This is a genomic window from Streptomyces clavifer, from assembly GCF_036345975.1.
Taxonomy (GTDB): domain Bacteria; phylum Actinomycetota; class Actinomycetes; order Streptomycetales; family Streptomycetaceae; genus Streptomyces; species Streptomyces clavifer.
Map to the genome: position 1 here is coordinate 1,854,335 of NZ_CP107793.1, position 22,505 is coordinate 1,876,839.

At 69.8% G+C, this 22,505-nt stretch carries 17 protein-coding genes and 1 tRNA gene; 11 read left to right on the top strand and 7 right to left on the bottom strand.

Annotation, left to right across the window (positions count from 1 at the left end):
- The first annotated feature begins 22 nt into the window (after window positions 1-22).
- From OG927_RS07905 to OG927_RS07930, 6 genes are all read left to right on the top strand, one after another.
- Entirely contained in the window at window positions 23-493 is a 471-nt protein-coding gene (locus tag OG927_RS07905) for a PaaI family thioesterase (RefSeq protein WP_056783843.1), read from the top strand.
- 596 nt (window positions 494-1,089) lie between these two features.
- Window positions 1,090-2,325, top strand: a complete 1,236-nt coding sequence (locus OG927_RS07910) for a branched-chain amino acid ABC transporter substrate-binding protein (protein WP_056783847.1) — start codon at window positions 1,090-1,092, stop codon at window positions 2,323-2,325.
- Window positions 2,326-2,424: 99 nt separating this feature from the next.
- Entirely contained in the window at window positions 2,425-3,357 is a 933-nt protein-coding gene (locus OG927_RS07915) for a branched-chain amino acid ABC transporter permease (protein WP_056783852.1), read from the top strand.
- Between the two features lie 5 nt (window positions 3,358-3,362).
- Entirely contained in the window at window positions 3,363-5,099 is a 1,737-nt protein-coding gene (locus OG927_RS07920) for a branched-chain amino acid ABC transporter permease (RefSeq protein ID WP_330321302.1), read from the top strand.
- Between the two features lie 5 nt (window positions 5,100-5,104).
- Entirely contained in the window at window positions 5,105-6,070 is a 966-nt protein-coding gene (locus OG927_RS07925; protein ID WP_330321303.1) for an ABC transporter ATP-binding protein, read from the top strand.
- Entirely contained in the window at window positions 6,067-6,783 is a 717-nt protein-coding gene (locus OG927_RS07930; protein ID WP_056783862.1) for an ABC transporter ATP-binding protein, read from the top strand. The genes OG927_RS07925 and OG927_RS07930 overlap by 4 nt, the downstream gene beginning before the upstream one ends.
- A 79-nt stretch (window positions 6,784-6,862) precedes the next feature.
- Here the strand turns inward: OG927_RS07930 and OG927_RS07935 are convergent, their stop codons facing one another.
- Window positions 6,863-7,519, bottom strand: coding sequence for an ANTAR domain-containing response regulator (locus OG927_RS07935; RefSeq protein ID WP_056783866.1), 657 nt, complete (start codon window positions 7,517-7,519; stop codon window positions 6,863-6,865).
- 97 nt (window positions 7,520-7,616) lie between these two features.
- Here OG927_RS07935 and OG927_RS07940 point away from each other — a divergent pair.
- Both OG927_RS07940 and OG927_RS07945 read left to right on the top strand, forming a co-directional pair.
- A tRNA-Leu gene (locus OG927_RS07940) sits at window positions 7,617-7,691 on the top strand.
- A 109-nt stretch (window positions 7,692-7,800) separates the two neighbouring features.
- On the top strand, window positions 7,801-8,559 hold the full coding sequence (locus OG927_RS07945; RefSeq protein WP_206431837.1) for a transcriptional regulator: 759 nt from the start codon (window positions 7,801-7,803) through the stop codon (window positions 8,557-8,559).
- An 11-nt stretch (window positions 8,560-8,570) separates the two neighbouring features.
- Here the strand turns inward: OG927_RS07945 and pyk are convergent, their stop codons facing one another.
- Window positions 8,571-10,004 (bottom strand): pyruvate kinase, encoded by a 1,434-nt coding sequence (gene pyk / locus OG927_RS07950; RefSeq protein ID WP_330319899.1) that lies wholly within the window; start codon window positions 10,002-10,004, stop codon window positions 8,571-8,573.
- 304 nt (window positions 10,005-10,308) lie between these two features.
- On the opposite strand from pyk, the gene OG927_RS07955 reads away from it, so the two are divergent.
- The gene (locus OG927_RS07955; RefSeq protein ID WP_124282808.1) at window positions 10,309-12,120 is read left to right on the top strand and encodes a bifunctional metallophosphatase/5'-nucleotidase; all 1,812 of its coding nucleotides are present in this window, start codon (window positions 10,309-10,311) and stop codon (window positions 12,118-12,120) included.
- A 210-nt stretch (window positions 12,121-12,330) separates the two neighbouring features.
- Here the strand turns inward: OG927_RS07955 and OG927_RS07960 are convergent, their stop codons facing one another.
- The 3 genes from OG927_RS07960 to pepN form a co-directional block, all read right to left on the bottom strand.
- Window positions 12,331-13,785 carry a lysine N(6)-hydroxylase/L-ornithine N(5)-oxygenase family protein gene (locus OG927_RS07960; protein ID WP_330319900.1) on the bottom strand — a complete coding sequence of 485 codons (1,455 nt, stop codon included), beginning with the start codon at window positions 13,783-13,785 and terminating at the stop codon, window positions 12,331-12,333.
- On the bottom strand, window positions 13,782-15,179 hold the full coding sequence (locus tag OG927_RS07965) for a pyridoxal phosphate-dependent decarboxylase family protein (protein ID WP_124282646.1): 1,398 nt from the start codon (window positions 15,177-15,179) through the stop codon (window positions 13,782-13,784). The genes OG927_RS07960 and OG927_RS07965 overlap by 4 nt, the downstream gene beginning before the upstream one ends.
- Window positions 15,180-15,555: 376 nt before the next feature.
- On the bottom strand, window positions 15,556-18,108 hold the full coding sequence (gene pepN, locus OG927_RS07970) for an aminopeptidase N (protein ID WP_124282645.1): 2,553 nt from the start codon (window positions 18,106-18,108) through the stop codon (window positions 15,556-15,558).
- A gap of 312 nt (window positions 18,109-18,420) precedes the next feature.
- Between pepN and OG927_RS07975 the strand changes: the two genes are divergently transcribed.
- Window positions 18,421-19,314, top strand: a complete 894-nt coding sequence (locus tag OG927_RS07975; protein WP_056783889.1) for an MHYT domain-containing protein — start codon at window positions 18,421-18,423, stop codon at window positions 19,312-19,314.
- Window positions 19,315-19,336: 22 nt separating this feature from the next.
- On the opposite strand, the gene OG927_RS07980 is transcribed toward OG927_RS07975, so the two are convergent.
- Together OG927_RS07980 and OG927_RS07985 are read right to left on the bottom strand one after the other, a co-directional pair.
- Window positions 19,337-19,669, bottom strand: coding sequence for a chorismate mutase (locus OG927_RS07980; RefSeq protein WP_056783893.1), 333 nt, complete (start codon window positions 19,667-19,669; stop codon window positions 19,337-19,339).
- Window positions 19,670-19,690: 21 nt separating this feature from the next.
- A complete protein-coding gene (locus tag OG927_RS07985) occupies window positions 19,691-20,569 on the bottom strand; it encodes a helix-turn-helix domain-containing protein (protein ID WP_330319901.1) in 879 nt (292 codons plus the stop codon).
- 124 nt (window positions 20,570-20,693) lie between these two features.
- On the opposite strand from OG927_RS07985, the gene OG927_RS07990 reads away from it, so the two are divergent.
- Complete coding sequence (locus OG927_RS07990) at window positions 20,694-22,499, top strand: glycoside hydrolase family 35 protein (protein ID WP_124282643.1); 1,806 nt, start codon at window positions 20,694-20,696, stop codon at window positions 22,497-22,499.
- The last annotated feature ends 6 nt before the right edge of the window (window positions 22,500-22,505 follow it).

Sequence of the window (22,505 nt, forward strand, 5' to 3'; positions counted from 1 at the left end):
ACGAACGATCGGAGCCGGACCCATGGGCGAGCACACCGCACCCACGTTCCCCCAGGAGATCATCGACGAGTACGCCGCGCTCGGTGTCGACCTCCCCGCCCTCTTCTCCGCCGGGCACCTCGGCGAGCGCATGGGCGTACGGATCGTCGAGGCCTCCGCCGAGCGCGTCGTGGGCACCATGCCCGTCGAGGGAAACACCCAGCCCTACGGCCTGCTCCACGGCGGCGCCTCGGCCGTCCTCGCCGAGACCCTCGGCTCCGTCGGCAGCATGCTGCACGGCGGAGCCGCCAAGATCGCCGTCGGCGTCGACCTCAACTGCACCCACCACCGGGGCGCCCGCAGCGGTCTGGTCACCGGAGTCGCCACCCCCGTGCACCGCGGGCGCTCCACCGCCACGTACGAAGTGGTCATCACCGACGAACAGGACAAGCGAGTCTGTACCGCCCGACTCACCTGCCTCCTCCGCGACATGGAGCGCCCCACGGCCGGCTGACCGGCCCGCCCCGACACCTGCCGCCCGGCCCGGAACGCGCACCGCATTCCGGACCGGGCGGACCCATATCCGAAGCATTTCCGGAATGTTGCCGGATACGCACCGTCAACACCCCTGACCGGTGCACATGCCCCAAGAGGCACCTCAGCAGCGACTCCGGCCGCCGCCGCGAATCGAACACACACCCCAGATGTAACACTGCGTAACAAGTGTGCAATACACGAAAACGGTCACGCGCCCACCCCCCGAGTCGCCGCGGCGGCGACACCGCGCCCCTTGCGCCCCGATTCGCGCGACAGCACCAAGATCCGCTCAAGCCCCTTAGCGGAGCTGCGCGTTCTCACGATGCGGTCACTTCGCCACCCGCGGAAATGCCGCACATGCGCACTCTGCGGCCATCAAGTCTTCCCCATGGCATAACAAGACAGTCACATCATCAGCTGACCTGTCCCAGACCCCCTCACCTGCCCATAGAGTCACGGCCAGTCACCGCGCCGCCGGGCGTGTCTGCTGCACGGCCCCTGTATCGACCAGTACAGCCCGGCGTAGTCACGGCACCTCATGCAGAGGAGGCCGCGCCAGGGAAAGGACCTTTCGTGCGACACCGTTCTTTGATCATCCTCACCACAGTGCTCACCACCGGTGCACTCACTCTCACCGCCTGCGGGTCGCGCGACGACGACAGCAAGGGCAGCGGCGACAGCGGCGGCAAGACCACCGTCGTCATCGGTGTCGACGCCCCGCTGACCGGATCCCTCTCCGCACTCGGCCAGGGCATCAAGAACTCCGTGGACCTCGCGGCCAAGACCGCGAACAAGAACAACGAGGTCCCCGGCATCGAGTTCAAGATCGAGGCCCTCGACGACCAGGCCGTCCCCGCCTCCGGGCAGGCCAACGCCGCCAAGCTCGTCGGCAACAAGGAAGTCCTCGGAGCCGTCGGCCCGCTGAACTCGGGCGTCGCCCAGTCCATGCAGGGCGTCTTCGAGAAGGCCAACCTGGCCCAGGTCTCCCCGGCCAACACCAACCCCGCCCTCAGCCAGGGCGACAACTGGGGCAAGGGCGACTCCAAGCGCGTCTTCAAGACGTACTTCCGCACCTGCGCCACCGACGTCGTCCAGGGCAAGTTCGCCGCCCAGTACCTGTACAACGACGCCAAGAAGAAGAAGGTCTACGTCGTCGACGACAAGCAGACCTACGGCGCCGGCCTCGCCGCGATCTTCTCCGCGGAGTTCGAGCGCCTCGGCGGCAAGGTCGTCGGCACCGACCACGTCACCGTGAAGGAGACCGACTTCTCCAGCACGGCCGACAAGGTCAAGAGCTCCGGCGCCGACTCCGTCTACTACGGCGGCCAGTACCCCGAGGGCGGCCTCCTCTCCGACCAGATCAAGAAGACCGGCGCCAAGATCCCCACCATGGGCGGCGACGGCATCTACGACCCGGCCTTCATCAGCGCCTCCGGTGAGGCCAACGACGGCGACTTCGCCACCTCCGTCGGCTACCCCGTCGAGGCCCTCCCGACCGCCAAGCAGTTCATCGCGGACTACACCGCCGGCGGCTACAAGGACCCCTTCGCTGCCTACGGCGGCTACTCCTACGACGCCGGATGGGCCATCATCCAGGCCGTCAAGGCCGTCGTCGCCGAGAACGACGGCAAGCTCCCCGAGGACGCCCGCGCCAAGGTCACCGAGGCCATGGCCAAGGTCTCCTTCGACGGCGTGACCGGCAAGGTCTCCTTCGACGAGTTCGGTGACACCACCAACAAGCAGCTCACCGTCTACGAGGTCCAGAAGGGCGCTTGGAAGGACGTCAAGAGCGCCACGTTCGAGGACTGATCACCCAGCACACCCCCAGCACATGCTCCTGACCGCGCGAGGACGCAAACAGCGCCCTCGCGCGGTGTCATATCCGACAAGCTCATCGGAGGCACTGCGGTGAACGAACTGCCGCAACAGCTGGCCAACGGTCTCGCACTCGGCGCGCTCTATGGCCTCATAGCCATCGGGTACACCATGGTGTACGGCATCGTCCAGCTCATCAATTTCGCCCACGGCGAGATCTTCATGATCGGGGGCTTCGGCGCCCTCACCACCTACCTGGCACTCCCCAGCGGCACCTCGCTCATGGTGGTCATACCCCTCATGATCATCGGTGGCGCGATCGCCTCCGTCGCCGTAGCCACAGCGGCAGAACGCTTCGCCTACCGCCCCCTGCGCGGCGCACCCCGCCTGGCCCCGCTCATCACCGCGATCGGCCTCTCGATCGTCCTCCAGCAGCTTGTCTGGGGCTTCTACCCCGACGCGAAGAAGCCGCGCAGCTTCCCGGAGTTCCAGGGCGAGTCGTTCAAGATCTTCGACAACCTCTACCTCCAGCGCGCCGACGCCTTCATCCTCGTCCTCGCCCCCCTCTGCATGCTCGCCCTCGGCATGTTCGTCGCCAAGAGCCGCAGCGGCCGCGCCATGCAGGCCACCGCGCAGGACCCCGACACGGCCAAGCTCATGGGCATCAACACCGACCGCATCATCGTGATGGCCTTCGCCATCGGAGCCGCGTTCGCCGCCATCGCAGCCGTCGCCTACGGCCTCGACAAGGGCCAGATCAACTTCGAGATGGGCTTCCTCCTCGGACTCAAGGCCTTCACCGCAGCGGTACTCGGCGGCATCGGCAACATCTACGGAGCCATGGTCGGCGGAGTCGTCCTCGGCCTCGCCGAAGCCCTCTCGATCGCCTACATCGAAGAGATCCCCGGCATGCAGCAGCTCGGCGGCGGCGCCTGGGCCAACGTCTGGGCATTCGTACTTCTCATCGTCGTCCTCCTCGTCAGGCCACAGGGCCTGCTCGGTGAGCGCGTCGCGGATCGGGCGTGAGAGCCATGACAACCGACACCACCAAGACCGCCGCCGTCACCACCCCGGCCGGCACCGGCTCCCGGACCACCGGACTGCGCCGCCTCACCGCCCTCGGCGGCATCGCGACCATCGCCGCCACCTTCCTGTCCTGGACCTACACGGACGAGTTCCCCGGCGACCTCACCGTCTACGGCTACCCCGGCGGCCTCCAGGTCCTCTCCCTCGTCGCAGGCGCCCTCGTACTCCTGTACGCACTCGCCGCCCTCGGCATCCGGGGCCTCCGCTGGCTGGCCCCCACCGGTACCACCAAAGCCCTCCGGTTCCTGGCCCTCGGCGCCTTCGGTACCACCTGGTTCACCGTCATCGCCATCGCCGTCGAACTCGGCGGCGTCGTCAACCTGGAGCCCGGCGGCTTCGTCGCGGCGGTGGCCTCGGCCATCCCGCTCGTCGCCTTCCTCCTCCCCGACGACACCCGCAAGGCGTCCCGCCCCAAGGAGATCCCCTCCTGGGCCGAGATCCTCATCATCGTCCTCGCCTTCGGCATCGGCCTCTTCGTCGTCACCTACGGCATCGACACCGAATACGCCGAGCTCTTCACCGGCTACATGATCACCGCGGGCTTCGCCGTCGGCGCCCTGTTCAAGTCCGGCATCATGGCCCGGCTCTCGGTGCTCACCACCAAGTACCGCTCCATCGCCGTGGCCGCCGCGTTCGTCGCCGCCGCGGCGTTCCCCTTCACCCAGAACACCGACCAGTACACCCTGATCGCGGTCAACATCCTCATCTTCGCGACCGTCGCACTCGGGCTGAACATCGTCGTCGGCCTCGCCGGACTCCTGGACCTCGGATACGTCGCCTTCCTCGGCGTCGGCGCCTACACCGCCGCGCTCGTCTCCGGCACCACCGCATCCGCGTTCGGCGTCCAGTTCCCCTTCTGGGCATCGGTCCTCACCGGCGCAGCCGTCTCCCTGATCTTCGGTGTCGTCATCGGAGCGCCCACCCTGCGCCTCCGCGGCGACTACCTCGCCATCGTCACCCTCGGCTTCGGCGAGATCTTCCGCATCACGGTCGGCAACCTCGACGGCGTGTCGGGCCCCCGGGTCACCAACGGCCCCAACGGTGTACCGAACATCCCCGACCTCGTCTTCTTCGGATACGACTTCGGTGAGTCCCACACCATCCTGGGCATCGAGCTCGGCGGATACGCCAACTACTACCTGCTCATGCTGCTCGCGATGATCCTCGTGGTCCTCGTCTTCAGCCGCGCGGGCAGCTCCCGCATCGGCCGCGCCTGGGTCGCCATCCGCGAGGACGAGACCGCCGCCACCGCCATGGGCATCAACGGCTTCCGCGTCAAGCTCATCGCCTTCGCCCTCGGCGCGACCCTCGCCGGGATCGCCGGAACCGTCCAGGCACACGTACAGAGCACCGTCGTCCCGGAGATGTACGTCTTCGCCGGCCCCGTGCCGCCCAACTCCGCCTTCCTCCTCGCCGCCGTCATCCTCGGCGGCATGGGGACGATCAGCGGACCCCTGATCGGCGCCACCCTCCTCTACATGATCCCCGCGAAGCTGCAGTTCCTCCAGGACTACCAGCTCCTCGGCTTCGGCCTCGCGCTCATCCTGCTGATGCGCTTCCGCCCCGAAGGCCTCATCGCCAACAGGCGGGCCCAGCTCGAGTACCACGAGACCGGCCAACTCGACACGCCCGAGGGCACACTGCCCGACTCCGGCGTCGGCACCGTGAAGGCGGGGGCGTGAACGACATGACGACCACCACCGAAACCACCACGCCCGTCCTGGATGCCGGCGGCGTCACCATGCGCTTCGGCGGGCTCACCGCCGTACGCGACGTCGACCTCAAGGTCAACGCGGGCGAGATCGTCGGTCTCATCGGCCCCAACGGCGCCGGCAAGACCACCTTCTTCAACTGCCTCACCGGCCTCTACGTCCCCACCGAGGGAACGGTTCGCTACAAGGGCACCGTCCTGCCGCCCAAGCCCCACCTCGTCACCCAGGCAGGGATCGCCCGCACCTTCCAGAACATCCGGCTCTTCGCCAACATGACCGTCCTGGAGAACGTCCTCGTCGGACGGCACACCAGGACCAAGGAGGGCCTCTGGTCCGCCCTGGTGCGCGGACCCGGGTTCAAGAAGGCCGAAGCCGCCTCCCACGCACGCTCCATGGAACTCCTCAAGTTCATCGGCCTGCAGGACAAGGCCGACCACCTCGCGCGCAACCTCCCCTACGGGGACCAGCGCAAGCTGGAGATCGCGCGCGCCCTCGCCAGCGACCCGGGCCTCCTCCTCCTGGACGAGCCCACCGCAGGCATGAACCCGCAGGAAACCCGCGTCACCGAGGAACTCATCTTCGCGATCCGGGACATGGGCATCGCCGTACTCGTCATCGAGCACGACATGCGCTTCATCTTCAACCTCTGCGACCGGGTCGCCTGCCTCGTCCAGGGCGAGAAGCTCGTCGAGGGCACCCCCTCCGTCGTCCAGGGCGACGAACGCGTCGTCGCCGCCTACCTCGGCACGCCCTTCGAGGCGGACACCCCCGAGAAGGCCGAAGCGCCCGCGCCCACCGAGGCACCCGAGCCGAAGGCGGCCCCCGAAGCCGAGGCGCCGGCGGGGACGGACGGCACGGCCAAGGGCGCAGAGCCCGCGGCCGAGACCCCCGGGGCGGACAAGGCACAGCGCACCACCAGCACAGAAGGGGAAGGCCAGTGACCGCACTGCTCGAGGTCGAGGACCTCAGGGTCGCCTACGGCAAGATCGAAGCCGTCAAGGGAATCTCCTTCCGCGTCGAGGCCGGCCAGGTCGTCACCCTCATCGGCACCAACGGTGCGGGCAAGACCACCACCCTGCGCACCCTCTCCGGCCTCCTCAAGCCCTCCGGCGGCCGCATCCTCTTCGAGGGGAAGCCCCTCGCGGGCATCCCCGCCCACAAGATCGTGGCACTGGGCCTCGCCCACTCCCCCGAGGGCCGCCACATCTTCCCCCGCCTCACCATCGCGGAGAACCTCCAGCTCGGCGCCTTCCTCCGCACCGACAAGGCAGGCATCGAGAAGGACGTCCAGCGCGCCTACGACCTCTTCCCCATCCTCGGGGAACGCCGGAAGCAGGCCGCGGGAACCCTCTCCGGCGGCGAGCAGCAGATGCTCGCCATGGGACGCGCGCTCATGTCCCAGCCCAAGCTGCTCATGCTCGACGAGCCCTCCATGGGGCTCTCCCCGATCATGATGCAGAAGATCATGGAGACCATCGTCGAGCTCAAGGCGTCGGGCACCACGATCCTGCTCGTCGAGCAGAACGCGCAGGCGGCCCTCTCCCTCGCGGACCAGGGCCATGTCATGGAGGTCGGCAAGGTCGTCCTCTCCGGCACCGGCGCGGACCTCCTCCACGACGAGTCGGTCCGCAAGGCCTACCTCGGCGAGGACTGACCCCTCCCGTACGTACGAAGGAGGCCCGCCCCCGGTTCGTCCCGGGGGCGGGCCTCCTTCGTACGTACGCGGTACGGCGTTACTCGGCCGCCCTCTTCTTCTCCTCGGCGTCCTCGATCAGCGCCTCGGCGAGCTGCTGCATCGACAGACGGCGGTCCATCGACGTCTTCTGGATCCAGCGGAACGCGGCCGGCTCGGAGAGCCCGTAGTCCGTCTGCAGGATGCTCTTCGCCCGGTCCACCAGCTTGCGGGTCTCCAGCCGCTGCGAGAGGTCGGCGATCTCGCTCTCCAGCGCCTTCAGCTCCGCGAACCGCGACACGGCCATCTCGATGGCCGGCACCACGTCGCTCTTGCTGAACGGCTTCACCAGGTACGCCATCGCCCCGGCGTCACGGGCGCGCTCGACGAGGTCGCGCTGCGAGAAGGCGGTGAGCATCAGGACGGGGGCGATGGACTCCTCGGCGATCTTCTCGGCGGCGGAGATCCCGTCGAGGACCGGCATCTTCACATCGAGGATGACCAGGTCGGGCCGGTGCTCCCGCGCCAGCTCGACGGCCTGCTGCCCGTCCCCGGCCTCGCCGACTACCGCGTAGCCCTCCTCCTCCAGCATCTCCTTGAGGTCGAGGCGGATGAGCGCCTCGTCCTCGGCGATGACGACGCGGGTCGTCAGCGGCGGGACGTGCGACTTGTCGTCGTCGGCGTCGTCTACGGGCTGGGGCGACTCGGGGGTGGTCACGGGGCTCCTCGTTACGGGGCAGATGCAGCTCCCTTGAGCCTACCCAGCTGCGGTATGGTGTCACTACGCGGGGCACTCGTGGCCCTTCCTTTCTAAGGCCCCAGTACTCCAACTGGTTAGAGAGGCGGCTCTCAAACAGCCGACAGTGTGGGTTCGAATCCCACCTGGGGCACTTTTCCTTCGATTCGAAGGTTTCAGCGGAACGGCAGGCATTCACGTGATCGTGTGACTGCACCGCTGTTTCCACCTCTGCACACGGCAGTCCGAGCATGCTCGGAAGTGTGTACGACCTCGAAACGCGCAAACGCACGCTGGCCCTTCTCGATCAGGGCTTCAGCCAGAACGCGGTGAGCAGGAGGACCGGCATTTCCCGTGCCGCGATCCGCTCATGGCGTGTCCGGACAGAGCCCCTGGACCGCTCCGCAGCGTGCCCCAGATGCGGCGATACGCCCCTCGCACCCCAAGACCCCGTTGCCTACAGCTACTTACTCGGCTTGTATCTCGGAGACGGCTGCATCAGCGCCGATCGACGGGGCGTGTACTGCCTGCGGATCGCGTGCGCCGACGCATGGCCGGGCCTCATCGACGCCTGCGCCGCAGCCGTTCTGAAGGTGCGGCCGACCAACAAGGTGTGCCGGGTGTCGCGTCCCGGCTGCCAGTACGTCACCTGCTCGAGCAAGCACTGGCCATGCTTCTTCCCTCAGCACGGGCCCGGCAAGAAGCACGACCGGGAGATCGTCCTTGAACCCTGGCAGCGAACCGTCGTCGATGCCCACCCTTGGGACTTCGTCCGGGGCCTGATCCACTCCGACGGCTGCCGGATCACGAACTGGACCACCAGACGCATCGGTGGAGCGCTGCGCCGCTACGAGTACCCGCGCTACTTCTTCACCAACCTGTCCACCGACATCCTGGCGCTCTTCACCGGCGCGCTGGACCTGGTCGGCGTCGAGTGGAAGCAGGCCAACTCACGTAACATCTCCGTCGCCCGACGGGCATCCGTAGCACTGATGGATGCGCACGTCGGGCCGAAATACTGAGCCGCTCCGCCCTACTCCGGGCTGTCGTCCTCGCCGATGCGGTGCACCCGGACCAGGTTCGTGGAGCCGGCCACTCCGGGCGGTGAGCCCGCCGTGATGACCACCATGTCACCCTTCTCGCAGCGGCCGATCCGCAGCAGCTCCTCGTCCACCTGCGCCACCATCGCGTCCGTCGACTCCACGTGCGGCCCGAGGAACGTCTCCACACCCCAGGTGAGGTTGAGCTGCGCGCGGGTGGCCTCGTCCGGGGTGAAGGCCAGGAGCGGGATCGGGGAGCGGTAGCGGGAGAGCCGCTTGACCGTGTCGCCGCTCTGAGTGAAGGCCACCAGGAACTTCGCGCCGAGGAAGTCGCCCATCTCGGCCGCCGCGCGGGCGACCGCTCCGCCCTGGGTGCGGGGCTTGTTCCGGTCGGTGAGGGGCGGCAGCCCCTTGGCGAGGATGTCCTCCTCGGCCGCCTCGACGATGCGCGCCATCGTGCGCACCGTCTCGACGGGGTACTTCCCGACGCTGGTCTCGCCGGACAGCATCACCGCGTCCGTCCCGTCGATGACGGCGTTGGCGACGTCGGAGGCCTCGGCGCGGGTGGGCCGGGAATTCTCGATCATCGAGTCGAGCATCTGCGTGGCGACGATGACCGGCTTGGCATTGCGCCTGGCGAGCTTGATCGCGCGCTTCTGGACGATCGGGACCTGCTCCAGGGGCATCTCGACGCCGAGGTCGCCGCGCGCGACCATGATGCCGTCGAAGGCGGCGACGATTTCGTCGATGTTCTCGACGGCCTGGGGCTTCTCGACCTTGGCGATGACGGGGAGGCGGCGGCCCTCCTCGTCCATGACGCGGTGGACGTCGTCGATGTCCCGTCCGGAGCGCACGAAGGACAGGGCGACGATGTCCGCACCGGTGCGCAGGGCCCAGCGGAGGTCGTCGATGTCCTTCTCCGAGAGCGCGGGGACGGAGACCGAGACTCCGGGGAGGTTGAGCCCCTTGTGGTCGGAGACCATGCCGCCCTCGATGACGGTGGTGCGGACGCGGGGTCCGTCGACGCCGGTGACTTCGAGGGTGACCCGGCCGTCGTCGATCAGGATGCGCTCACCGGTGGTGACGTCGGTGGCGAGACCGTCGTAGGTGGTACCGCAACGGTGGCGGTCGCCTTCCACGGATTCGACGGTAATGGTGAACTCGTCGCCGCGTTCGAGGAGTACGGGCCCTTCGGCGAATCGGCCGAGGCGGATCTTCGGGCCTTGAAGGTCGGCGAGGATTCCTACCCCGCGTCCGGTCTCTTCGGAGGCTTTCCGTACACGGTGGTACCGCTCTTCGTGTTCGGCATAGGTGCCGTGGCTGAGGTTGAGGCGGGCAACGTCCATTCCCGCTTCGACCAGTGCCTTGATCTGCTCGTATGTGTCGGTTGCGGGTCCCAGGGTACAAACGATTTTCGCTCGGCGCATGGTCCGAGCCTAAACCTTACCTACGGGTAGATATTTGGCCTCGCATGACTGCCCAACAACCTTTGGATGAAGGGTTATTGACAAGTGTTTAATTGTGCGGCCCCGCGCTCCGATGAGCATGGTCCGCATCGAAGCGACAGCCTGTTCCGGTGGCGTTCCGGCGCAGCCCCCGGGCCTCCGGGGCGTCCGGCGCCGGAGTGGCGGGCACGGGTGGTCACCAGATCGAAACCTGCGCGGGGTGTCGCCGGGCGCGGTGGCTGAGCCAGAATCTACGCGCGTTGTTCGTCTGGACGAGGAGTCAAGAATGCCGTTGAACCGTAGGACGTTTCTGGGCCGGTCGGCTGCCGCCGGTGCGGGTGTGGCACTGGCGGGCGGGGCTGTCGCCGGGCCGGCGGAGGCCGCGGAGGCGAAGGGGCACGGGCACGGGCGTCCGGCGAAGCGGTACTCGTTCACCGTGATGGGGACGACCGACCTGCACGGCAACGTCTTCAACTGGGACTACTTCACGGACAAGGAGTTCGACGACAAGGCGCACAACGATGTGGGCCTGGCGAAGATCTCGACGCTGGTGGAGCAGATCCGTGAGGAGCGGGGACGCCGGAACACGTTGCTGATCGATGCGGGTGACACGATCCAGGGCACCCAGCTGTCGTACTACTACGCGAAGGTCGATCCGATCACGGCGAAGCGCGGGCCGGTGCATCCGATGGCGCAGGCGATGAACAGGATCGGGTACGACGCCGCGGCTCTCGGCAACCACGAGTTCAATTACGGTATTCCGGTGCTGCGGAAGTTCGAGGAGCAGTGCGATTTCCCGCTGCTGGGTGCGAACGCACTGGACGCGAAGACGTTGCGGCCGGCGTTCGCCCCGTATGTGATCAAGCGTTTGCGTACCCCGCACGGCCGTGATGTGCGGGTGGCTGTCCTCGGGCTGACGAATCCTGGTATCGCGATCTGGGACAAGGCGAATGTGGGCGGGAAGATGGTGTTCCCGGGCCTTGAGGAGCAGGCGGCGAAGTGGGTGCCGAAGCTCCGTTCGATGGGTGCCGATGTCGTGATCGTGTCCGCGCACTCGGGCTCGTCCGGTACGTCGTCGTACGGGGATCAGTTGCCGTACGTGGAGAACGCGGCGGGTCTGGTGGCGGAGCAGGTGCCGGGTATCGACGCGATTCTGGTGGGTCATGCGCACTCGGAGATCCCCGAGTACTTCGTGACGAACAAGAAGACGGGCAAACAGGTCGTTCTCTCGGAGCCGTTGAAGTGGGGGCAGCGGTTGACGTTGTTCGACTTCGACCTGGTGTGGGAGAAGGGCCGCTGGTCGGTGGAGAAGGTCGGCGCCGAGGTGCTGAACTCGAACACGGTGGCGGAGGATCCGCGGATCACCTCGCTGCTCGGGGACGAGCACACGAAGGTGGTGGCCTATGTGAATCAGGTGATCGGTACGTCGGTGGCCGCGATGTCGACGGTGGACGCGCCGTGGAAGGACGAGCCGGTCATCGATCTGATCAACCTGGTGCAGGCGGACACGGTGAAGGGGGCACTGGCCGGCGGGGAGTACGCCGCGCTGCCGGTGCTGTCGCAGGCGGCGTGCTTCTCGCGTACGGCGGCGATCCCGGCGGGCGAGGTGACCATCAAGGATGCTGCGGGCCTGTATCCGTTCGAGAACACGCTCGAGGCGCGGTTGCTGACGGGCGCGCAGCTGAAGGACTACCTGGAGTACTCGGCGCAGTATTACGTGCAGACGGCCTCGGGTGGGCCCGTGGACACGTCGAAGCTGACGAATGCCGGTGGTATTCCGGACTACAACTACGACGTGGTCTCGGGGGTGTCGTACGACATCGACATCGCGCAGCCGGTGGGTTCCCGGATCGTGGGTCTGTCGTTCGAGGGGAAGCCTGTGGACCCGGCTGCGCGGTTCGTGTTCGCGGTGAACAACTACCGGGCGAGCGGCGGGGGCAATTTCCCGCATGTTCCGGGTGCCGAGCAGCTGTGGGCGAATTCGGACGAGATCCGGAACACGATCATCGGTTGGGTCAGGGCGAAGGGCTCGGTGGATCCGGCCGAGTTCGCTTCGGTGGACTGGCGGCTGACGCGTGAGGGCGTGCCGGTGTTCTGAGTGTTCCGGGTGTGCTGATCTGTCGGCCGGTGGGGCCGCCCGTGGTCGTCGCGGGTGGGTGGTCCTGCCGGCGGGGCGGGGGCGGTCCGCGGGTGCGGGCCGCCCCCGCCCTTTTTTCGGCGGGGGCGTCGTCATCGCGTCAGCGGCGCCGGGCACCGCGTCGGACGGTGGCTGCCGGTCCCCCGGCGCGCTTCGGGGTGGTTCGCGGGCTCACCGGTACTCGTCCTGGGGTGAACGGGCGGCGCCCTGGCCGGGGACGCGTGGGGCGGGGCGGGGGGCGAGGCCGAACGTGGTGAACGCGGTGCGCTGCGGGAGGGGGTAGGGGGTGGTTCCGGTGAGGTCGTTGAGGATGGTGGCGCTGCGCCAGGCGGCGAGGCCGAGGTCGGGGGCGCCGACTCCGTGGGTGTGGCGTTCGGCGTTCTGTACGTAGATGTGGCCGGTGACCGTCGGATCGAGGTCGAGTCGGAACGCCTCGTCGATGCGGGGGCGGCCGGAGGCGTCGCGGCGGATGCGGGGGGCGAGGCCGGCGAGCAGGGTGTCGAGGGGGCGTTCGCGGTAGCCGGTGGCGAGGACGACGGCGTCGGTGGTGAGGCGGGTGCGGGTGGCCTGTTGGGTGTGTGAGAGGTGGAGTTCGATGCGGGTGCCGGAGAGGCGGCCCGCGATGCGGCCCGCGGTGCGGCCCGCGGTGCGGACGGTGACGCCGGGAGTGAGGGTGGCGTCGGGCCAGGTGCCGTGGAGTGTGCGCCGGTAGAGCTCGTCGTGGATGGCGGCGATGGTGTCGGCGTCGATGCCTTTGTGGAGCTGCCACTGGCCGGGGACGAGGGTGTCGCGCACGGCTTCGGGGAGTGCGTGGAAGTAGCGGGTGTAGTCGGGGGTGAAGTGCTCGAGGCCGAGTTTCGAGTACTCCATGGGGGCGAAGGCCGGGGTGCGGGCGAGCCAGTGGATCTTCTCGGCTCCGTGGGGGCGGGTGCGCAGGAGGTCGAGGAAGATCTCGGCGCCGGACTGGCCGGAACCGATGACGGTGATGTGCCCGGCGTCCAGGAGTTCCTGTCGGTGGTGGAGGTAGTCGGCGGAGTGGATCACGGGGAGGCCGCCGGCGTCGGTGAGGGGGCGCAGGGGTTCGGGGACGAAGGGTTCCGTGCCCACGCCGAGGGCGATGTGGCGGGTGTAGGCGCGGCCGAGCGCCTCGGCTTCGCCTGCGGGGTCGAGTTGGGTGAAGTCGACTTCGAAGAGGTGGCGGTCGGTGTTCCAGCGGATCGCATCGACCTGGTGCCCGAAGTGGAGGCCGGGGAGCTGTCGGCTGACCCAGCGGCAGTAGGCGTCGTACTCGGTGCGTTCGATGTGGAAGCGCTCGGCGAAGTAGAAGGGGTAGAGGCGGTCGTGGGCGCGGAGGTAGTTGAGGAAGGTCCAGGGGCTGGCGGGGTCGGCGAGGGTGACGAGGTCGGCGAGGAAGGGGACTTGGAGGGTGGCGCCGTCGATGAGGAGCCCGGGGTGCCAGTGGAAGGCGGGGTTCTGTTCGTAGAAGGTGGCGGCGAGGGGGTGGGGGTGGCCGGGGGCGGCGGGGACGCCGTGGGCGAGTGCGGCGAGGGAGAGGTTGAAGGGGCCGATGCCGATGCCGACGAGGTCGTGCGGCCGGTCGGGGGTGACCGCGGGCTGGTCGGTCATCGGGGGGTGCTGCCTTCCCTGAGGCCGGTGACGGCGTGGGTGACGAGGGTGGTGAGCCGGCGCAGGTCCTCGGGGGTGGTGTGGGGGTTGAGCAGGGTGGCTTTGAGCCAGAGGCGGTGGTCGGTGCGGGCGCGGCCGAGTACGGCGTGTCCGCGGGTGAGGAGGGTGCGGCGGATGGTGGCGACGGTGGTGTCGTCGGCGCCGGTGGGACGGAAGAGGACGGTGCTGATGGTGGGGCGTTCGTAGAGCTCGAGGTGGGGGGTCGCGGTGATGAGGTCGGCGAGCTGGTGGGCTGCGGCGAGGGTGCGGTCGATGAGGTCGGCGAGCCCGTCGCGGCCGAGTGCCTGGAGGGTGACGGCGATCTTGAGGGCGTCGGGGCGCCGGGTGGTGCGCAGGGACCGGCCGAGGAGGTCGGGGAGGCCTGCGTCGGTGTCGTCGCCTGCGTTGAGGTAGGGGGCGTGGTGGTGGAGTACCGCGAGGTCCTGGTGGTGGGGGACGGCGAGGATTCCGGCTGACGCGGGTTGCCAACCCAGTTTGTGCAGGTCGAGGGTGACGCTGTGGGCGCGCTGCAGCCCGTGGACCAGGTGGCGGTGGGTGGGGCTGAAGAGGAGTGGTCCGCCGTAGGCGGCGTCGATGTGGAGTTCGGCGCCGTGGGCGGCGGTGAGGTCGGCGATGGCGTCGAGGGGGTCGATGTGGCCGGTGTCGGTGGTGCCGGCGGTGGCGGTGACGAGGAGGGGGCCCTCGTGCCGGATGAGGGCCTCACGGAGGGCGGGAAGGTCCATGGTGCCGGTGGGGGCGGGGATGACGACGGGGGCGGGGAGGCCGAGGATCCAGGCGGCTCGGCCGATGCTGTGGTGGGCGTTGGCGGCGCAGATGGTCTGTACGGGGCCGTGGCGTTCGCGGGCGAGGAGGAGGGCGAGTTGGTTGGCCTCGGTGCCTCCGGTGGTGACGAGGGCGTCGGGGTGGGGGGCGTGGGGGTAGATCTCGGCGGCGAGTGCGGCGGTGAGGGAGGCTTCGAGGGCGGAGGCGGCGGGGGCCTGGTCCCAGGAGTCCATCGAGGGGTTGAGCGCGGACGCGGCGAGGTCGGCGGCTGCGGCGACGGCGAGCGGCGGGGTGTGCAGGTGGGCGGCGCAGTGGGGGTGTGCGGGGTCCGCGGCGCCTTCGGTGAGTGCGGTGACGAGGGTGCGCAGGGCGTGGTGGGCGCCGGTGCCGTGGTCGGGGATGAGGGGGCCGGTGGCGCGGTCCGTGCGGTGGGTGACGGTGTCGGGGCCTCCGGCGGGGAGGGGGCCGTTGCGGCGGGCCGCGCCGTCGTGGAGGGCGGTGAGCACGGTGTCGAGGAGGGGGCGCAGGTGGGTGGGGCCTGCGGTGCCTCCGGCCAGGGGCGGGGTGGGCATGGGTGCGGTGGTCCTTCGGGTGCGCGGGGGCGGGCGGGCCGGCTTGCCCGGGTTTCGGAGGGAGCGGCCGAAGAGCCCAACGATCCGGACCCGAAAGGGGTACTGCTGCCGCGGGTGGGCGGGGTGCCGTGGGGTGCCTGGTGGGGGCGTGGGGTGCCTGGTAGGGGCGTGCGCCGCCCGCACGGCGGTGCCCGGCCCCCTCGGTGCGAGAGGGCCGGGCACGGTGGTGGTGCGGGTCGGTCGGTGGGCGTCGCGTACGTCGAGGGCGCGGCGCAGGTCGTCGAGGCCGGCCGCACGCGGCGGGTCGGTCAGTGGGCGTTGCGTACGTCGAGGGCGCGGCGCAGGTCGTCGAGGCCGGCCGCACGCGGCGGGTCGGTCAGTGGGCGTTGCGTACGCCGAGGGCTCGGCGCAGGTCGTCGAGCTGGTCGGTGAGCTTGCGTCGCAGGGCGGGGAGGAGCTCGTGGTCGTCGAGCGCGTCGGTGCCGAGGCGGAGGCTGTGGGGGTCGATGGCGTAGGCGGGGAAGGCGTGGCGGCCGGCGGCCTCGGCGATGGCGGCGCCGCGGCGTTCGGCGAGTGCGGTGGCCTCGGGGTAGTAGCGGGTGACGTAGTCGTGGAGGAGGTCGCTCTGTTCGGGCTGCCAGAAGCCTCGGGCGGTGGCGGTGAAGAGGTAGTTGGAGAGGGTGTCGTCGGTGAACATGGCCTGCCAGGCGGCGGCCTTCGCCTCGGGGGTGGGGAGGGCGGCGCGGCAGCGGGCGGCGCCTTCCTGTCCTGTGGCGCTGGGGTCCTGGGCGAGTTCGCGGGCGATGGCCGCCTCGTCGGTGGCGCCGAGGACGGCGAGGCGGGTGAGGATGCGCCAGCGGAGTTCGGGGTCGAGTTCGGGACCGCCGGGGACGGTGCCGTCGTTCAGCCAGTCCTGGATGGCGTCGGGCTGGGTGGCCGCGTCGATGAAGTGGCGTACGGCGGTGAGGCGGAGGCCGGGTGCGGGGTTGCCCGGGCCGGCGCCGTCGGAGCGCTGCTCCCAGTCCTTGGCGGTGAGGCCCTCGGTGCGGCGGAGCAGGTCGCGGCAGAGCGAGGTGAGGCAGGCGAGGGCTGCTGGGCGGTCGCCGGGGGCGGTATAGCGGTCGGCGATGTGGGTGGCGGCGAAGTCGAGGACGCCGTGGACGACGGCGAGGTCGGTCTCGTGGGGGAGGTGGGTGCGCGCGGCGGTGAGGTAGGCCGCGGGGTGGAGTTCGCCGTCGCGGACCATGTCGCGGGCGGTGTTCCACAGGAGTGCGCGGGTGAGGGCGTCGGGGACGCCGGAGAGGCGGGTCAGGGCGGTGTCCCAGGAGACGGGATCGAGCCGGATCTTGGCGTAGGTGAGGTCGTTGTCGTTGAGGACGACGAGGGCCGGGCGGCGGCCGGGCAGGGTGGCGGGGGTGTCGTCCTGGGGGATGTCGAGTTCGAAGCGGTCGCGCAGGACGAGCTGGTCGGCGCCCGACTGGGTGTCGAGCATGTGGTCGTAGGTGCCGACGGCGATGCGGTGGGGGCGGTCGCCGGTGTGTTCGACGCCGAGGGTCCAGGTGTTGCCGGTGTCCTGGGTGCGGGCGGTGAGGGTGTCGATGCCGGTGGTGCGGAGCCAGGTTCCGGCCCAGGCGTGGACATCGCGGTCGGTGGCGGACGCGAGGTTGTCGACGAAGTCGGCGAGGGTGGCGTTGGCGAATCTGTGCCGGGCGAAGTGCGTGTTGATTCCGGCGAGGAAGTCCTTCTCACCGAGCCAGGTGACGAGTTGGCGGAGGGCGGAGGCGCCCTTGGCGTAGGAGATGCCGTCGAAGTTCAGCAGGGCGGACGCGGTGTCGGGGACGGCGTCGGGGTCGGGCGCGACGGGGTGGGTGGAGGGGCGCTGGTCGGCGTCGTAGCCCCAGCCCTTGCGGTCGACGGCGAAGTCGACCCAGGTGCCGGTGAAGCGGGTGGCTTCGGTGAGGGTCTGGTAGCCCATGTACTCGGCGAAGGACTCGTTGAGCCAGATGTCGTCCCACCAGGTGAGGGTGACGAGGTCGCCGAACCACATGTGGGCCATCTCGTGGGCGATGACCACGGCGCGGGTCTGGCGTTCGGTGTCGGTGACGGCCGAGCGGTAGACGAACTCGTCGCGGAAGGTGACGAGCCCGGGGTTCTCCATGGCACCGGCGTTGAACTCGGGGACGAAGGCCTGGTCGTAGGAGTCGAAGGGATAGGGCTCGTCGAACTTCTCGTGGTAGCGGTCGTAGCAGTCGCGGGTGACGGAGAGGATCTCGTCGGCGTCGGCGTCCAGGTGGGGTGCCAGCGAGCGGCGGCAGTGGATGCCGAAGGGCAGTCCGGCGTGCTCGGTGGTGACGGAGTGCCAGGGTCCCGCGGCGACGGCGACCAGGTAGGTGGAGATCGGGGGTGTGGGGGCGATGGTCCAGCGGCCGGGGGCGGTCCGGGCGGCGATGCCGTTGCCGAGGACGGTCCAGGCCTCGGGCGCGGTGACGGTGAGGTCGAAGACGGACTTGAGGTCGGGCTGGTCGAAGGCGGCGAAGACGCGTTGGACGTCGTCCATGAAGAGCTGGGTGTAGACGTACGTCTCGCCGTCGGCGGGGTCGGTGAAGCGGTGCATGCCCTCGCCGGTGCGGGAGTAGCGCATGGCGGCGTCGGCGGTGAGTTCGTGGGGGCCCGGGCCGAGGCCGGCGAGCGGGTAGCGGTTCCCGTCGAGGAGGGCGGGGTCCAGGGGCTGTCCGTCGAGGCTGATCGAGCGCAGGGTCTCCGGCTTGAGTTCGACGAAGGTGTCTCCCGCCGCGTGGGCGGTGAACCGGATGACGGTCCGGGAGTCGAAGGTCTCCTCCCCCACGGTGAGATCGAGGTCGACCGTGTACCGGTGTACGTCGAGGAGCTGGGCACGGGTCTGCGCTTCGTTGCGCGTCAGTACGGACATGGCGCCCATGCTGCCGTACCGGCCCGGGGCTGTGCAGTGGGGTTCTCGCAGGGCTGACGGGCTGGGGCGGGTGGGGCCCGGGGGTGTCGCCGCGGGTGTTCGCGGTGGCCCGATCCCGCCGTTCCCCGGCCGACGCATCTTGATCTTGAGGGTGAAATCTGCAAAATCTCCCTCAACAACCCCTTGGACGATCACTTTTATACACTTTGCGGCAATTTTCAGGATCGAGATTTGGCCAAATAGTAAGGCGAACCTAAAGTCACTTCACACACCCTTTCTCCACATCCTTCACGCGTCAGGGAGCGGCTTGCTGTGCAAGGCACGATCGACGGTTTCAACTACGGCGCCGTGACCCCCGTGGTGGCGTACGTGATGGCATGTCTGGGCAGCGCGCTGGGACTGCGCTGCACGATCCGCTCGCTGCGCAACGACAGCGCGTGGAAGCCCGGCTGGCTCGCGCTCGGCGCGGCCTCCATCGGCTCGGGGATCTGGACGATGCACCTCATCGCGATGATGGGCTTCGACGTGGCGGAGGCCCCGGTCACGTACGACCTCCAGCTGACGATCCTCAGCCTCGTGGTCGCGGTCCTGGTGGTCGGCGTGGGTGTCTTCATCGTGGGGTACCGGGGGGCGACCCGCCCGGCGCTGATATCCGCGGGCCTGATCACCGGTCTCGGCGTCGCGGCAATGCACTACATCGGCATGGAGGGCATGCGGCTGAACGGACAGATCGAGTACGACACCGTGTCCGTCGTGCTCTCCGTCGTGATCGCCGTCGCCGCCGCGACGGCCGCGCTCTGGGCCGCGGTGTCCGTCCACGGTTTCCTGGCGAGCCTCGGCGCCGCCCTGGTCATGGGCGTCGCCGTCACCGGCATGCACTACATGGGCATGAGCGGCATCGCCGTACACCTGCACGACATCGACAACTCCCAGGCGGTCGCCGGTGAAGCCGCGACCTCGATCATGCTGCCGCTGCTGATCGGGCCCGTGACGTTCCTGATCCTGGCCGGCGTCATCGTGATGTTCGACCCGCTCCTCGTCCTCGGCGAGGGCGAGTGGAACGGAAAGGGCGCCCCGATGCGGCCCGCGGGCCGCACGCAGCCGCCCCGGGGCACCGGCGCGGCCCCGTTCCGGAGCCGGCCCACGGACCCCGGGACGCCGAACCCGCCGCGGTCCGGCGCCTCCCGGGACACCCCCACCTGGTGACGCGCCCGGACCGGTGCGTGCCTCAGGCTCCGGGGGGCGGGGCCTCCGCCGACTCCTCGGCGATGCGCTCGTGGTGCCGGATGACCTCCGCGACGATGAAGTTCAGGAGCTTCTCGGCGAACGCGGGATCCAGCCGGGCGCTCTCCGCGAGCTGCCTCAGCCGGGCGATCTGACGGGCCTCGCGGGCCGGGTCCGCGGGCGGCAGCTGGTGTGCCGCCTTGAGGTGGCCCACCTGCTGGGTGGCCTTGAAACGCTCGGCGAGCATGTGGACGACTGCGGCGTCGATGTTGTCGATGCTCTCGCGCAGCCGGTTCAGTTCCGCTCGTACGGACTCGTCGATGTCGCTCGTGGTCATGGTCAGCGAGCCTAGCCGCACCTACGGGCGCGGGATCATCGGCGGGTCCCGCGGGTCCGGCACCCGGTCGCTCCAGCCGCCCGGCACACTGCGCCCCTGCTGCGCGCGGAAGCGGACCGGTGCCGTGCCGACCCGGCGGGCGAACAGCCGCGAGAAGTACGCCGGGTCCTCGTAGCCGACGCGGCGGGCCACGGACGCCACCGGCAGATCGGTGGTGGCGAGCAGTTCCTTGGCACGGCCCAGCCTGATGCCCAGCAGGTAGTCCTTGGGGCTGCACCCCGCTCCCCGCCGTACCGCCGTGCGCAGTTCGGCGGGTGTCATGCCGTGCCGGGCCGCGTGCTCCGCGACGGAGAGCGGCTGGAAGGCGTCCCGTGCCAGGGCCTGCAGCACCGGGTCGCCGTCCGGTCCCACGTCGGCGCGCGCCCGGCGCAGCGAGACGAGGAGTTCGTGGACGGCGGCGCCCGCCTCCACCTCCAGCAGCGGATTCCCCCGGCGTGCCGAGCGCACGATGCGGGCGATGGCGGCCCGCGGCGCCGAGGTGTCGGAGAGCGGCACGAGGGGGCGGTCCGGTTCGATGTAGCCCAGCTCGGTGTAGGTCGTGGTGGCGGGGCCGGTGAAGTCGACGAAGCTCTCGTCCCACCCGCCCGGGCCGGCACCGTAGTGGTGCGGGGTCCCGGGGGTGAGCCAGATCAGGCTGGGACCGGTGACGGGCAGCCGGCGGCCGTCCGGAGCGCCGAACCAGCCGCTGCCCGCGTTGATGACGACGGCCACGTGGTGGTCCAGCGTGCGCGGCCCGACGGCGGGCAGGGCGCCGTGCTGAAGGCCCACCCCGAGACAGGCCAGTCCCAGGCGGTGGTGCAGCGGGCTGGGTGAGAAGAAACGCATCCAGGTGTCGTACATCGGCCCTTCACCTCCGGGTCGGGCGGTGCGTCCAAGCACCGGTGATCTTTCTCCATGGACCGGCCGGACACCGGAAGCGATGCTGATGGCCCGCGAGGATCGCACACAGGAGCGTACGAGCACGATGGCTGACTTCACGGTGGGGGACGACCACTTCCGGCTGAACGGCGAGCCCGTACGGCTGCTGTCGGGAGCCATGCACTACTTCCGGGTGCACGAGGAGCAGTGGGAGCACCGGCTGACGATGCTGCGTGCGATGGGCCTCAACTGCGTCGAGACGTACGTGCCGTGGAATCTCCACGAGCCCCGGCAGGGGCGCTTCCGGGACGTGGGGGCGCTCGGCCGGTTCCTGGACGTGGCGCACCGGGTGGGGCTGATGGCGATCGTGCGCCCCGGGCCGTACATCTGCGCCGAGTGGGAGAACGGCGGGCTGCCCGCCTGGGTGACGGGCCGTTTCGGCCGGCGGGTGCGGACCCGGGACGCGGGGTACACGGCGGCGGTGGAGCGGTGGTTCGGGGAGCTGCTGCCCCAGGTGGTGCAGCGCCAGATCACCGGCGGCGGTCCGGTGATCATGGTGCAGGTGGAGAACGAGTACGGCAGTTACGGTTGTGACCGGGTCCATCTGGAGGAGCTGGCGGGGTTGCTGCGCCGGTGCGGTGTCACGGTGCCGCTGTTCACGTCCGACGGACCCGAGGACCACATGCTGACGGGCGGTTCGGTGCCCGGTCTCGCGGCGACGGCGAATTTCGGTTCGGGGGCGCGCGAGGCGTTCGGGGTGCTGCGCCGGCATCGTCCGCGGGGGCCCCTGATGTGTATGGAGTTCTGGTGCGGCTGGTTCGAGCACTGGGGCGCCGAGCCGGTCGTGCGGGATCCCGCCGAGACGGCCGGCGCGCTGCGCGAGATCCTGGAGTGCGGGGCCTCCGTCAACGTCTACATGGCGCACGGGGGGACGAGTTTCGCGGGCTGGGCCGGGGCCAACCGTGCCGGACCGCTGCAGGACGGCCCGCTGGTGGCGACGGTGACGTCGTACGACTACGACGCGCCCGTCGACGAGTACGGGCGGCCCACCGAGAAGTTCTGGCAGCTGCGGAAGGTGCTGGCCGAGTACGCGGGGGAGCCGCTGCCCGATCTGCCGCCGGAACCGGTGGGGCCGGCGCGGCCGGTGCGGGTCGCGTTGACGCAGGGGGCGCCGCTGGCCGGGGTGCTGGAGGCGCTGGGCGATCCGGAGGGGCCCGAGTGCGGTGTTCCGCCGACGTTCGAGGACCTGGACGTCGACCGGGGCCTGGTGCGGTACCGGGTGGCCGTACCCGGGCCGCGGCAGCCGTACCCGCTGCGCGCGGCCGGGCTGCGGGACCGGGCGGTGGTGTACGTGGACGGGGTCCGGGCGGGGGTGCTCACGGAGGAGGACGACACCCTGGAGGAGCCGGTCGCGGGGCCGGCCGAGGTGGAGCTGTGGGTGGAGTCCCTGGGTCGGGTCAACTACGGGCCGCGGCTGGGTGAGCCGAAGGGCATCACGGGCGGGGTGCTGCACGAGCGGCAGTTCCTCCACGGGGTGCGCGCGAGGGCACTGCGGCTGGACGCCTTCGAGGAACCGGGGGCGATGGCGCGGGTGCGGTTCGGGGGCGTCGCGGAGGCGGGGCGGACGGGTCTGTTCCGGGGCTCCTTCGAGGTGGCCGGTGCGGCGGGTACCGGTCACGCGGGTCTGGAACTGCCGGGCTGGACGCGCGGATTCGTGTGGGTGAACGGCTTCTGCCTGGGGCGTTACTGGTCAAAGGGCCCGCAGCGCACGCTGTACGTCCCGGGACCGGTGCTCCGCGAGGGCTCCAACGAGGTGTGGGTGCTGGAACTGGAGGAGGCCGGGGCCCCGTTCGTGGATGTGGGCCCGGGGGCGCCCGTCAGGACGGGCGCCCCCGGGGATGCTCGGGTGTGACTCGGG